Consider the following 12,606-nt stretch of genomic DNA (forward strand, 5'->3'; position numbering starts at 1 on the left):
AGCCCCCTCTCCCGCCTGTCCGCCGTCAACCACGCTGGGTCAGGAAGACACCCGCCGCCATGAGGCAAAGGCCCGCCGCCCGCATCGGCGTCACTTCGCGCACGATCGCCCCCATCAGTCCGAACTGGTCGATGACCGCGGCCGCGGCAAGCTGGCCGAGAAGCACGCATGTGATAGCGTTGCCGAGTCCGAAGCGCGGCGCCACCCAGGTGATCGACAGGACGTAAAAGGCCACGAGCAGTCCCGCGAGGAAGAGATGTTTCGGCTGGGCCGGAGCCGCGGCCAGCGCCGCCGCACCGGAGGTCGCCGCGAGCACGGCGACGGTGCTCGCAAAGGCCACGGCGAAAAGCACGGTGGCCGCCGCCGCGGGCGAACCGATGCGGGCGCCGAGCTGGGCGTTGAGCGCCGCCAGAACCGGAATGCCGATCCCGGCCACGAGCATGATCGCCGCGTAACGCACAGTCTCAACCGTCATTGCCGCCGTCCTTTCCGATCCCGATCGTCGCCGATACTGGGCAGAGCCGCCGCCGTTGTCCACCGCCGGAGAGCCTTGCTCGCGCCGTGGTGCCGGCTTCGGTGCGCGCCCCCTCGCCTCCGCCCGGCCGGTGTGAAAGCTGAGGGTGGCCGCCAATTGGCCAGGATCTCGCCCTCGGCACCACTATCGGTCCTCTGACCGAGAAAGGACGATGCGGATGGAGCGGCGCTCGATGGCGAAGGGTCATTATCGACTCCTCCTCCCCTTGCAAATCCGCCCTCCGATCCGATCTAGAGCGGGACCGGAGCGGGAGACGATCTTGACCCATGTGATGTTCGTGGCGGGCCTCGTCGGCCTGTTTCTTGGCGGCGAGTTCCTGATACGGGGCGCCGTCGGCGTGGCGCAGCGGCTGCACATACCGCCCCTGGTCATCGGCCTAACGATCGTCGGCTTCGGCACCTCGACACCCGAGCTTCTGGTCTCGCTCCAGGCGGCGCTTTCGGGCGCGCCCGCGCTGGCGCTCGGCAATGTCATCGGCTCGAACATCGCCAATGTCCTTCTCATTCTCGGGCTCTCGGCGCTGATCACCACCGTGCCGATGCGGCTCACGGAGATGCGGCGCGACTTCGCGGTGATGATCGGGGCGACGCTGGTCCTGTGGCTGATGCTGGCGGGCGGCACGGTCGCGCGCTGGGAGGGGCTCATGCTGGTGACGGCGCTGGCCGGCTATCTGTGGCTCTGCCTGAAAGGCGCCGCGGGAAGTTCCGCGCCTGCGGACGGGATCGTGGTGCGGCCCCTCTGGAAGAGCCTCACCTTCGCGCTCGGCGGGCTTGTCGTGCTGATGGTCGGGGCGCGGCTCCTCGTCGACAGCTCGACCGAGATCGCCCGGACCTTCGGCGTCAGCGAGGCGGTGATCGGCCTCACCATCGTCGCGATCGGCACCTCGCTGCCCGAACTCGCGACCGCGATCATCGCCGCGATCCGGCGTCACCCCGAGATCGCGGTCGGCAACATCCTCGGCTCGAACGTCTTCAACATCCTCGGCATTCTCGGCGTCACCGCCGCCGTCACGCCGATCCCGGTCGAGGCGCGCTTCGCCGGGCTCGACATGGGCTTGGCGCTCGCCGCGGCGCTGGCGATGCTGGGCTTCGCAGCACTTGCCGGCCGGGTCGGGCGGCTCGGCGGCGGGGCGCTCCTAGCCGGATATGCGGGATATGTCGGGTTCCTCGGCCTGGGCTAGCCGGACAGATTCGCGTTTCTTTCGCCCCGAAGGGCCTTCTGCGAAATAAAATTATCAAGAAATGTCGCCCAGCGACACTTTCTTGCCAATTTTGCCGGTTGACGGCCCGATGAAGCCTGCCTAATGTCCGCCGCGCAGCAGCATTGGGGCCCCGGGGACATGATGTCGATCCTCGTACTTCTTAGGACAGGGTGCATGGGCCGGTAACGGTTGACCATAACGGTTCCCATGCGCCCCCGAAGACACTCGGGGGCTTTTTGTTGCCGACGCGTCCCCAGCGGAAGTGGGAACCGGTTCCGCGCCCGGGGGACGCGCGGACGAAGATGAAGATGATGGAGATGCGGACAATGTCGCGGCAGATGACCGGTGCGAAGATGGTGGTTCAGGCGCTCAAGGACCAGGGCGTCGATGTGGTCTTCGGCTACCCCGGCGGCGCCGTACTTCCGATCTATGACGAGATCTTCCAGCAGAACGACATCCGCCACATCCTTGTCCGCCACGAACAGGGTGCCGTGCACATGGCCGAGGGCTATGCCCGCTCAACCGGCAAGCCGGGCGTGGTTCTCGTGACCTCCGGCCCCGGCGCCACCAACGCGGTCACCGGGATGACCGACGCGCTTCTCGACTCGATCCCGCTCGTCGTGCTCACCGGCCAGGTGCCCACCTTCATGATCGGCACCGACGGTTTCCAGGAGGCCGACACGGTCGGCATCACCCGTCCCTGCACCAAGCACAACTGGCTGGTGAAGGACACCGAGAAGCTTTCCGAGACGATCCACCAGGCCTTCCATGTCGCCACCAGGGGCCGGCCGGGCCCGGTTCTGGTCGACATCCCGAAAGACGTCCAGTTCGCGACCGGCACCTATCGCGGGCCGCGCGAGGCCGTGGCCAGCCATTACCAGCCCAAGGTGAAAGGGGATCTGGCGAAGATCACCGAACTCGTCGAGCTGATCGAGACCGCCGAGCGGCCGATCTTCTACACCGGCGGCGGCGTCGTGAATTCCGGCCCCGGCGCGAGCCAGCTCCTGCGCGAGCTGGCCGATGCCACCGGCTTCCCGGTCACCTCGACGCTGATGGGGCTTGGCGCCTACCCGGCCTCCGGCAAGGGCTGGATCGGGATGCTCGGGATGCACGGGCTCTACGAGGCCAACCTCGCGATGCATGACTGCGACCTGATGATCAACCTCGGCGCCCGGTTCGACGACCGGATCACCGGGCGGATCGCGGATTTCTCGCCGAAGTCGAAGAAGGCGCATGTCGATATAGACCCCTCCTCGATCAACAAGGTGATCCATGTAGATCTCGCCATCACCGGCGATGTCGGCCATGTGCTGGAGGACCTGCTGAAGGTCTGGAAATCGCGCGGGCGCAAGGTCAACAAGGAGGGCCTTGCGAAGTGGTGGGGGCAGATCGAGCAGTGGAAGCTGAAGAAATGCCTGACCTACAAGAACTCCGACAAAGTCATCAAACCGCAATATGCATTGGAACGGCTCGAGGCGCTGACCAAGGGGCGTGACCGCTACATCACGACCGAGGTCGGCCAGCACCAGATGTGGGCGGCGCAGTTTCTCGGCTTCGAGGCTCCGAACCGCTGGATGACCTCCGGCGGGCTCGGCACCATGGGCTACGGCTTCCCGGCCTCGATCGGGGTTCAGATCGCCCATCCCGACGCGCTGGTGATCAACGTCGCAGGCGAGGCCTCGTGGCTGATGAACATGCAGGAGATGGGCACCGCGACCCAGTTCCGCACCCCGGTGAAGCAGTTCATCCTCAACAACGAGCGGCTCGGCATGGTGCGGCAGTGGCAGCAGCTCCTGCACGGCGAGCGCTATTCGCATTCCTGGTCGGAGTCCTTGCCGGATTTCGTCAAGCTCGCCGAGGCCTTCGGCTGGAAGGGCATCCAGTGCAAGGACCCCAAGGACCTCGACGACGCTATCATGGCGATGATCGAGTATGACGGGCCGGTCCTCTTTGACTGCCTCGTCGAGAAGCACGAGAACTGCTTCCCGATGATCCCGTCGGGCAAACCGCACAACGAGATGCTCCTGGGCGACGCCTCGACCGAGGGCGCGATCCAGGCCGGCGGCGCGGTTCTGGTGTGACGGGCGGCCGGGGGCCTTGCCCCCGGACCCCCAGGGTATTTGGACAATGAAGAAGCAGGGGGCAGCATGTCCGCACTGAAGATCAAGAAGGGCTCGACTAGCCATTCCGCCTATGACCTGCGCGATCCCTTCGCCGAGGTGATGGAGACGCATACGCTCGCGGTGCTCGTCGACAACGAGGCGGGTGTGCTCGCGCGGGTGATCGGGCTCTTTTCGGGCCGCGGCTACAACATCGAGAGCCTGACCGTGGCCGAGGTCGACCACGAGGGTCATCGCAGCCGGATCACCGTCGTGACCACCGGCACCGCGCCGGTGATCGAGCAGATCAAGGCGCAGCTCGGCCGGCTGGTGCCGGTCCACGATGTCCACGACCTGACCGTGGAAGGGCCGAGCGTGGAGCGCGAGCTCGCGCTCTTCAAGGTCTCGGGCGCGGGCGAGAAGCGGGTCGAGGCGCTGCGGCTCGCCGACATCTTCCGTGCCAACGTCGTCGATTCGACGCTTGAGAGCTTCGTCTTCGAGATCACCGGCACGCCCGAGAAGATCGATGCCTTCGCCGAACTGATGCGCCCGCTCGGGCTGGTCGACGTGGCGCGGACCGGAGTGGCGGCACTGGCGCGCGGGGCCTGAGACGGAATCGGAGGCGAACGGGGCCCCGGCGCGAACGGCTGGGGAAAGGGATCGGCCGGGGCCCCGCGCCGGACGGCTCAGCCTCCCGTCGCGAGCGTGCCCGCCTCGGTGGCGGCGGTCAGTTCTGCCTCATCGACGGAGCCGTCGGCATTCGCGTCGATCCCGGCGAACCCCTCTTCGGTCAGGTCCGGATAGGCCGACTGGAGCTCTTCGAGCGACAGCATCCCGCTGCCGTCGGCGTCCATGTCGGTCAGGCCCTGCGCCAGCGCCATTCCTGTGGAAGCCAGTCCCAGCGCGAGGGTGAAAGCCAGTTTCTTCATCGGATCATCTCCTTGATCGTCCGTTGTGCGAGGGGGCATAGCGCCGCCCTCACATGACAGGACGCCGGGGCGGCGCGTTTATTCCCGGCCGGAACGCCGGCACCGGGAGACGCGCGGAGGACCGCCCATCCGCACCCGCCGCGCACGCGGGAAGCCGCCGGAATATCCGCGGTACCGGCGGCGGAGCCCGGATCGGCGGAATCCCCCGGCTTGCGGTGGTCGCGGGGGGGGCCCAATCTCGATGGGGAAAGGAGATCGTCATGTCACACTCCCGACACCCGGAGCGCGGGCCTGCCCCGGCGCTCGAGGCGCTCATCCCCGAACTTCGCCGCCTTACCCGACGCCTGGTGCGAGATCCGGCCGCGGCCGAGGATCTCGCCCAGGAAGCCCTGCTCCGGGTCTGGAGCCGGATGGCCACCGGCGACGGGATCGAAGAGTTGAAGCCCTACCTGATGACCGCCGCCCGCAACCTCGCGCGGCGCATGCGGCCGCCGTCCGTGGCGCTGGCCGAGGCACCCGAGCCCTCCGCGCCGCCCGAGGCGCCGCGCCGGATCGCCCTGCGCGAGGTCGCCGCGGCCCTGGCGCGGTTGCCCGATGCGGAGCTCAGGCTGATCCTGCGCCATGCGACGGCGGGGGAGAGCTATGCGGACATCGCCGTGGCCGAGGCGCTGCCGATCGGCACGGTGATGTCGCGGCTCGCGCGTGGCCGGGCCCGGCTCAGGGCCGACTGCGGCCTGCCAGAGCGCGGGCCGGCAGCGGCGGCGCTGCTGCCCGGCGAGGATGCGGCCTGACCGGGGCGTGGCGGCGGACGACGACGGATCCCTCTGGATGCCGGCCGGGATCGGGGGCAGAATGGCCCGGTGCCCCCCGAGGAACCTTCGCCCTTGGATCTCACCGTTCTTCTGGCCTTCGCCGCCGCGTTCTTCGTCTTCGCAGCCAGCCCGGGCCCTGACAACCTGACGATCACGGCCCGCACGATCTCGCACGGGGCGGCTTCGGGCATCGCCTACGGCGCCGGGACGGTTGTCGGCATCCTGACCTTTCTGGTGCTGGCGGCGTTCGGCCTCTCCGCTGCCGCCGCCGGCATGGGCGGCGTGATGGCCGTGCTGCGCTACCTGGGGGCGGCCTGGTTGGTCTGGATGGGCGTCAGGCTCTGGACAGCCGCGCCGGTCCCGCCGGAGGCGCGTCCCTCGACGCGGCACAGGGGGCTCGGCGGCCTGTTCATGACCGGCGTTGCCATGAACCTCGGAAACCCGAAGATGCCGCTCTTCTACGTGGCGCTCCTGCCGAACGTTGTCGGCCCCTCGCTGGCCTGGGCAAAAGTCGCGGAACTCGCGGCTCTCATCGTCGCGGTCGAAGTGGTCGTGATCGGCAGCCATGTCGTGCTGGCCGCACGCATCCGCCGGACGCTCGGCACGCCGAAAAGCGTGCGGCGGCAGAACCGCATTGCGGGCGGAGCGATGGTCGGAGCGGGAGTCGCGGTCGCCGTGGCACGCTGACGGGGGCCTTGCGCCGCGGTGCGGGCTGCTGCGGGTCGCGCTTCCACCAATCTAACGCAGAAAACCCCGGGAAAACCCCGGGGCTGGTCCAGATGCCGAAATCTCGGCGGCTTACGGAGCGAGCGTGCCGGCTTCCCGGGCGGCGGCCAGTTCGTCCGCGTCGACCACGCCGTCGGCGTTGACGTCGATCGTGGCGAAGACTTCGGCGGTCAGGTCCGGATAGGCGGCGGTCAGCTCCTCGATCGAGTAGGCACCGCTGCCGTCGGTGTCCGTCACGGTGGTCTGGGCGTTCGCGGCGGCGGCGAAAGCGGCGATCGCGCCAAGGGCCAGAACGAACTTCTTCATCTGCTTGCTCTCCAGGTTAGGGCGGACGCCCTAGAATCGGTGGTTCAAGACCCACCTGCGGTTATTTGACCTCTCCCGCCCGTTCCCGCAAGTGCCACGCATCACCACTCACAGCCGCGTGATCACACCGGCGAGACGGCGCCGCTGACCCTTTCCCGATCGTGTCGGCCTTTCGGAATCACCAGCCGTGGCACGGCGCGCTCCCGGTTGCGGGCCGGCGGGCTTTCGCCCATCATCGCCGAAACCGTGCCCTGAGCGAAAGACCCGGACCGATGAAGCCCATCCTTGTCCTCAATGGACCCAACCTGAATCTGCTCGGCACCCGTGAGCCGGAGGTCTACGGCCGCGAGACGCTGGCCGATGTCGAGGCGCTCTGCGTCGCGACCGCGAAGCCGCACGGGCTCGACGTCGTCTGCCACCAGTCGAACCGCGAATACGAGATCATCGACTGGATTCACGAGGCGCGGGAGACCGCTCTGGCCATCGTCATCAACCCCGGCGCCTTCACCCATACCTCGATCGCCATTCTCGACGCGCTCAATGCCTTTCCCGGTCCGGTGGTCGAGGTCCATATCTCCAACATCCATCGCCGCGAGACGTTCCGCCACCATTCCTACATCTCGGGCCGCGCCGACGCGGTGATCGCGGGCGCCGGCGTCCAGGGCTACGCATTCGCCGTCGAGCGCGTGGCGCGGCTGACGAAGGGTTGAGCCGGTGGACCTGCCGCAGAACCGCTTCAAGCGCCGCCTGCTGGGCCGCGAGCCGCTCTTCGGCATCTGGTCGACAATTCCCGACCCGATGGCCGTGGAGGCCCTCGCCGGGGCGGGCTTCGACTGGATGGTGCTCGACACCGAGCACAGCTCGGTCGAGGTCGCCGAGGTGCTGCCGCTCCTTCAGGCGGCGGCCCCCTACCCGACCGACTGCCTCGTCCGCCCGGTGCTCAACGACACCGCGCTGATCAAGCGGCATCTCGACCAGGGCGCGCAGACGCTGCTCCTGCCCTACATCCAGAACCGCGAGGAGGCCGAGGCCGCCGTTGCCGCGGTGCGCTACCCGCCGCACGGGCTGCGCGGGGTCGCGACCACGACCCGCGCCGCCCGCTACGGCCGGGTGCCCGATTACGTGGCGCGGGCCGATGCCGAGATCTGCCTGATCCTGCAGGTGGAGACCGCCGCGGCGCTCGACCGGCTCGAAGCCATCGCTGGCACCGAGGGGGTGGATGCGGTCTTCATCGGCCCCGCCGATCTCGCCGCCTCGATGGGCCATCCCGGCCAGTCGGGCCACCCCGAGGTGCGGGACGCGATCCTCGACGCCATCGACCGGCTCGGCGCGATCGGCGTGCCCGCCGGGCTCCTTTCGCAGGACGCCGCCTTCACGCGCAGCTGCCTCGACCGCGGTGCCCGCTTCGTCGCCACCGGGATCGACATGCGCCTGCTGGTCCGGGCCGCGGACGTGCTCGCCAGCGCCTTCCGCGCCTGACGCACCGCCTCCCGGTCCGGGTGCCCGGCCGCCGAGCGGGGGCTCGATGCCCCCCGAGGCGGCGCCTCGACCGGGCTCAGGCCTCCTTGTTGCGGCGGTTGTAGAGGATCGAGGACACCAGTGCGACGCCGATGAACCCGGAACCGAGCACACCGGTCACGAGCTCGGGGATGTGCCACAAAGTCTGCGCGAACATGATCACGCTGAGCACGAGGATCGAGTAGAACGCGCCATGCTCGAGGAAGCGGAACTGCGCCAGCGTCCGCCGCTCCACCAGCATGATCGTCATCGAGCGCACATACATCGCACCGATGCCGAGGCCGATCGCGATCAGGAACAGGTTCTGGGTCAGCGCGAAGGCACCGATCACGCCGTCGAAGCTGAACGAGGCGTCGAGCACCTCGAGATAGAGGAACGCCCCGAGTCCACCATGTGCCGCCGCACTCAGCGCCCGCTGCCGCGAATCGAGCACATGGCCCAGAACCTCGACCCCGAGGAAGGCCAAAAGCCCGCCGATCGCCGCGAAGAGGAACCGCGCCCGCTCATCGGACGGCATCACCGCCGAGAAGACCAGCACCACCGCGAGAACAAGTGCGATCTCCAGACCGCGAATCGAGGCGCAGCGCCGCAGCTGGCATTCGAGCGTTCGGATCCAGTCGACCTCCTTGCCCTCGTCGATGAAGTAGTTGAGCGCGACCATCATCAGGAAGGTGCCGCCGAAGGCCGCGATCGACAGATGCGCGCCGCTGATGATGCGGGCGTATTCGCCCGGCTGCGTGGCGGCAAGCCGCACCGCCTCCAATGGCCCGATCCCGGCCGCGACGACGACGATCAGCAGCGGGAAGACGATCCGCATCCCGAACACCGCGATCAGGATGCCCCAGGTCAGGAAACGGCGCTGCCATTCGGGCGTCATCTCCTTGAGCTTGTTGGCGTTCACGATCGCATTGTCGAACGACAGCGAGATCTCCAGCACCGCGAGCACGGCGCCGATCAGCAGGAAGCTTACCGCGCCGCTGAGGTTGTGGCTGTAGCCCCAGCCGAGCCAGAACGCTCCCGCGAGGCCCGCAAACGTAACGAGGAAGGCCCAGCGGAAATAGTGAAGAGCTGTGGTCATCATGCGCTCCGGCCGCGGCGCGGGCGAAGCCCGGGCGGCAAATGTGTCGACGGGGGCGACATAGGGACGCGAAGGCGAAAGGACAAGTGCGGCGGCCTTCCTGCGCCGCGGCCGCCCCGGCGACTGTCGCGGGGCAGGCACAGCGTCGATCCGGTCCCGACAATGGCGGCGAAATGCCTCGCGTCCGCCCAATTCGCGCCCGGATTGACGGCAACAGTCACCTCATGCGGAGGGAGAGAGTGACATGGGTTTCCTGAGCCAGATTTCGTTCGATGAGATCGTCGCGAGCATTCTCGCGTGCCTGATCCTGCGCGAGCTGATGATCGTCGGGCTTCCCGACCGCATCGCCGGCCCCGGCGGCTGGCTGATCGACACCGGCGAGGACGAGGCCTGAGCCGGCCCCGATCCCGGATCGCCTGAGCCGGGTGGCTTTTCGGCCCGGAATGTGGTTTTCCTGTCGCCGCGAAGACCGGCCGCTGCCGGTACCGGAAACGGCAGGACGATCATGGGAGACATCACTTCGGACCCCGCAGGCGGGCGCGATTTTCGTGCTGCGCTCGGCCGTTACGCCACCGGCGTGACGGTCGTGACTGCGCTCGGGCCGCAGGGGCCAGTTGGGATCACCGCCAACAGCTTCACCTCGGTCTCCATCGAGCCGCCCCTCGTGCTCTGGTGCCCGGCCCGCAGTTCGGCCCGCTTTCAGGCCTTTGCCGAGGCGCCCTTCTACGCGATCCATGTGCTCGCCGCCGACCAGATCGAGCTCTGCCGGCGCTTCGCGCGCGCAGGCGGGGATTTCGACGGCCTCGATACCGGGACGACGCCGGACGGCCTGCCGCTCCTGCCCGGTTGCCTCGCGCGCTTCGACTGCGCGGCCCATGCCGCCCATGACGGGGGCGATCACGCGATCCTCGTCGGCCGGGTCCTGCGCGCCGCGATGCGCCCGGGCGAGCCCCTGCTGTTCTGGGGCGGCCGTTACGGCGACTTCCTGCACCACGACTGACGCGGCACCGGGACACCAAAAAACCAGCACTGGCAAGTGCGCGAAATCCGCCCTATATTCCATAAACCGAATAGGAAAGAACGCCTTGGACGACCACGACCTTCATCAAGCACCGGATCATGACGCGCCGCACGGCGGCATCGCTCCCGATGACATGGTCACCCGTGCCGAGGAGGCCTCGGCCTTTCTCAAGGCGCTGGCCCATGAGGGCCGGCTGATGATCCTGTGCCATCTTTCCTCCGGCGAGAAATCCGTGACCGAGCTTGAACAGCTCCTGTCCTCGCGCCAGGCCGCAGTCAGCCAGCAGCTCGCCCGCCTGCGCCTCGAGGGTCTGGTCACGACCCGCCGCGATGGCAAGGCGATCTACTACTCGCTGAGCGACCGCCGTACGGAGCGCGTGATCGGGCTGCTCTACGACATGTTCTGCGCCACGGACTGCGCGGACTGATCGCCGCCCAATCTTGCTGCCGGCGCTAACGCGGACCAGAGGCGTTTAACGCCGCCCACCCTCTGCAACCTTCCGATAGCAGGCGACCGGATACCAGCGCCCGGCACAAGCCCGTCGCTGCCGTGCCTGGTCGGTGCGACCCCGGACCCTGCGAGACACCCCGTCCACGCGAGAAAACCGCCCGGAAAGATCGTCGCACCTTGTGGTCCGAGCATTTACATTCATATATCGATATGTGTATGTAACTTGCATCGCCGCCGCTCCCGGCATCCGCCGGCCGCATGGCGGTTCAACACCGTCCCGCGGCGGGCTTCAGGAGGCGAACGCCCGCTGTCCGGACCAGGAGGAGACACGGACATGGCACAGATCATCGTTCTTGGCGGCGGTCTCGGCGGCACGATCATGGCCTACGAGTTGCGCGAGAAACTCGGCAAGGAGCACCGCATCGCGGTCGTCACGCTCGGCACGAAGTATCACTTCGTCCCCTCCAACCCCTGGGTCGCGGTCGGCTGGCGCGACCAGGCTTCGGTCGAGGTCGACCTCGCCCCGGTCCTCGCCCGCCGCGACATCGCGCTGCATCCGCAGGGCGCCCGACGGCTCCATCCCGACCAGAAGCGCATCGAGCTGACCGACGGTGCCACGCTCGACTACGACTACCTCGTCATCGCCACCGGCCCCGACCTCGCTTTCGACGAGATCGAGGGCTTCGGGCCGGGCGCTGAGACCCAGTCGGTCTGCCAGGTCGGCCATGCGCTTCAGGCCAAGGCCGCCTTCGACAAGCTCGTCGCCAATCCCGGCCCGGTGGTGATCGGCGCCGTTCAGGGCGCGTCCTGCTTCGGCCCGGCCTACGAATTCGCCTTCATCCTCGACAAGGCGCTCCGCGACGCCAAGGTGCGCGACCGGGTGCCGATGACCTTCGTCACCTCGGAACCCTATATCGGCCATCTCGGGCTCGATGGCGTCGGCGACACCAAGAGCCTGCTCGAAAGCGAGCTGCGCCAGCACCACATCAAGTGGATCTGTAACGCCCGTGTCGACAAGGTCGAGGCCGGCAAGCTCCACGTCTCAGAGATCGCCGAGGACGGCACCGTCGCCGCCACGCATGAAGTACCGCAGGTCTACACGATGATGCTCCCCGCCTTCCGCGGCGTTGCCGCGGTGCGCGACATCGAGGGGCTGACCAATCCGCGCGGCTTCATCCTCGTCGACAAGCACCAGCGCAATCCGGCCTTCCCCGAGATCTTCGCGGTCGGCGTCTGCGTCGCGATCCCGCCGGTTGGCAAGACGCCGGTTCCGGTCGGCGTGCCGAAGACCGGCTTCATGATCGAGAGCATGGTGACCGCGACGACCCACAACATCGCGCGGCTGATCGAGGGCAAGGCGCCCAACGCGCAAGGAACCTGGAACGCCGTCTGCCTCGCAGATTTCGGCGATGGCGGCGTGGCCTTCGTCGCCCAGCCGCAGATCCCGCCGCGCAACGTCAACTGGTCGTCCTCGGGCAAGTGGGTCCACGCCGCCAAGATCGGTTTCGAGAAGTATTTCCTCCACAAGGTCCGCAGCGGCAAGTCCGAGCCATTCTACGAAAAGCTCGCGCTGCACATGCTCGGGATCGAGAAGCTGAAGGAAATCAACGTCTCGGAAGACGGTGCGGCCTGACCGGATCGCGAGGGCCATCCGCGCGATGGCCCTTGCAATCCCACCTACATATTCATATTTGCGAATGCGAAAACATCGAAGGAGGTTTCCATGACTCTCGACCGCACCATGCTTGCCTTTGCCGGCACGATGGTTCTTCTCTCGGTGGCGCTCACCACCTGGGTATCGCCCCATTTCGTCTGGTTCACGGTCTTCATCGGCCTGAACCTCCTGCAATCGGCCTTTACCGGCTTCTGCCCGGCCGCGATTATGTTCCGCAAGCTCGGCGTCAAGCCCGGCACCGCATTCTGAAAGGTAA

16 protein-coding genes are annotated in these 12,606 nt (G+C 67.7%); 12 read left to right on the plus strand and 4 right to left on the minus strand.

Annotated elements, in window-relative coordinates; genetic code table 11:
- Positions 1-25 precede the first annotated feature (25 nt).
- Positions 26-475, minus strand: a complete 450-nt coding sequence (locus OEZ60_RS02880; protein ID WP_263333032.1) for a DMT family transporter — start codon at positions 473-475, stop codon at positions 26-28.
- Positions 476-794: 319 nt separating this feature from the next.
- Between OEZ60_RS02880 and OEZ60_RS02885 the strand changes: the two genes are divergently transcribed.
- From OEZ60_RS02885 to ilvN, 3 genes are all read left to right on the plus strand, one after another.
- Positions 795-1,715, plus strand: coding sequence for a calcium/sodium antiporter (locus tag OEZ60_RS02885; protein WP_263333034.1), 921 nt, complete (start codon positions 795-797; stop codon positions 1,713-1,715).
- A gap of 347 nt (positions 1,716-2,062) precedes the next feature.
- The gene (locus OEZ60_RS02890; protein WP_263333254.1) at positions 2,063-3,817 is read left to right on the plus strand and encodes an acetolactate synthase 3 large subunit; all 1,755 of its coding nucleotides are present in this window, start codon (positions 2,063-2,065) and stop codon (positions 3,815-3,817) included.
- Positions 3,818-3,883: 66 nt separating this feature from the next.
- A complete protein-coding gene (gene ilvN / locus OEZ60_RS02895; protein WP_263333036.1) occupies positions 3,884-4,444 on the plus strand; it encodes an acetolactate synthase small subunit in 561 nt (186 codons plus the stop codon).
- Positions 4,445-4,521: 77 nt separating this feature from the next.
- On the opposite strand, the gene OEZ60_RS02900 is transcribed toward ilvN, so the two are convergent.
- Positions 4,522-4,764: an EF-hand domain-containing protein gene (locus OEZ60_RS02900; RefSeq protein WP_263333038.1), complete on the minus strand. Its 243-nt coding sequence runs from the start codon at positions 4,762-4,764 to the stop codon at positions 4,522-4,524.
- Positions 4,765-5,024: 260 nt separating this feature from the next.
- Here OEZ60_RS02900 and OEZ60_RS02905 point away from each other — a divergent pair, with 260 nt between their 5' ends.
- Both OEZ60_RS02905 and OEZ60_RS02910 read left to right on the plus strand, forming a co-directional pair.
- Positions 5,025-5,555, plus strand: coding sequence for an RNA polymerase sigma factor (locus OEZ60_RS02905; RefSeq protein ID WP_263333040.1), 531 nt, complete (start codon positions 5,025-5,027; stop codon positions 5,553-5,555).
- 93 nt (positions 5,556-5,648) lie between these two features.
- Positions 5,649-6,263 carry a LysE family translocator gene (locus OEZ60_RS02910; protein WP_263333042.1) on the plus strand — a complete coding sequence of 205 codons (615 nt, stop codon included), beginning with the start codon at positions 5,649-5,651 and terminating at the stop codon, positions 6,261-6,263.
- A gap of 111 nt (positions 6,264-6,374) precedes the next feature.
- Here the strand turns inward: OEZ60_RS02910 and OEZ60_RS02915 are convergent, their stop codons facing one another.
- On the minus strand, positions 6,375-6,608 hold the full coding sequence (locus tag OEZ60_RS02915; RefSeq protein WP_263333044.1) for an EF-hand domain-containing protein: 234 nt from the start codon (positions 6,606-6,608) through the stop codon (positions 6,375-6,377).
- Between the two features lie 272 nt (positions 6,609-6,880).
- On the opposite strand from OEZ60_RS02915, the gene aroQ reads away from it, so the two are divergent.
- A complete protein-coding gene (gene aroQ, locus OEZ60_RS02920; RefSeq protein WP_263333047.1) occupies positions 6,881-7,318 on the plus strand; it encodes a type II 3-dehydroquinate dehydratase in 438 nt (145 codons plus the stop codon).
- 4 nt (positions 7,319-7,322) lie between these two features.
- The gene (locus tag OEZ60_RS02925; RefSeq protein WP_263333049.1) at positions 7,323-8,087 is read left to right on the plus strand and encodes an HpcH/HpaI aldolase family protein; all 765 of its coding nucleotides are present in this window, start codon (positions 7,323-7,325) and stop codon (positions 8,085-8,087) included.
- 76 nt (positions 8,088-8,163) lie between these two features.
- Here the strand turns inward: OEZ60_RS02925 and OEZ60_RS02930 are convergent, their stop codons facing one another.
- Complete coding sequence (locus OEZ60_RS02930; RefSeq protein WP_263333051.1) at positions 8,164-9,204, minus strand: DUF475 domain-containing protein; 1,041 nt, start codon at positions 9,202-9,204, stop codon at positions 8,164-8,166.
- Positions 9,205-9,448: 244 nt separating this feature from the next.
- Here OEZ60_RS02930 and OEZ60_RS02935 point away from each other — a divergent pair, with 244 nt between their 5' ends.
- The 5 genes from OEZ60_RS02935 (at position 9,449) to OEZ60_RS02955 (ending at position 12,599) form a co-directional block, all read left to right on the plus strand.
- Positions 9,449-9,598, plus strand: a complete 150-nt coding sequence (locus OEZ60_RS02935) for a hypothetical protein (protein ID WP_263333053.1) — start codon at positions 9,449-9,451, stop codon at positions 9,596-9,598.
- 111 nt (positions 9,599-9,709) lie between these two features.
- A complete protein-coding gene (ferA, locus tag OEZ60_RS02940; RefSeq protein WP_263333055.1) occupies positions 9,710-10,204 on the plus strand; it encodes a flavin reductase FerA in 495 nt (164 codons plus the stop codon).
- A gap of 154 nt (positions 10,205-10,358) precedes the next feature.
- On the plus strand, positions 10,359-10,652 hold the full coding sequence (locus OEZ60_RS02945; protein ID WP_263333257.1) for an ArsR/SmtB family transcription factor: 294 nt from the start codon (positions 10,359-10,361) through the stop codon (positions 10,650-10,652).
- A 357-nt stretch (positions 10,653-11,009) separates the two neighbouring features.
- On the plus strand, positions 11,010-12,308 hold the full coding sequence (locus OEZ60_RS02950) for an NAD(P)/FAD-dependent oxidoreductase (RefSeq protein WP_263333057.1): 1,299 nt from the start codon (positions 11,010-11,012) through the stop codon (positions 12,306-12,308).
- Between the two features lie 90 nt (positions 12,309-12,398).
- Positions 12,399-12,599 carry a YgaP family membrane protein gene (locus OEZ60_RS02955; RefSeq protein WP_263333059.1) on the plus strand — a complete coding sequence of 67 codons (201 nt, stop codon included), beginning with the start codon at positions 12,399-12,401 and terminating at the stop codon, positions 12,597-12,599.
- Positions 12,600-12,606 lie beyond the last annotated feature (7 nt).

Origin of the sequence: Albidovulum salinarum, assembly GCF_025673475.1 — a bacterium.
Taxonomy (GTDB): Bacteria; Pseudomonadota; Alphaproteobacteria; order Rhodobacterales; family Rhodobacteraceae; genus Albidovulum; species Albidovulum salinarum.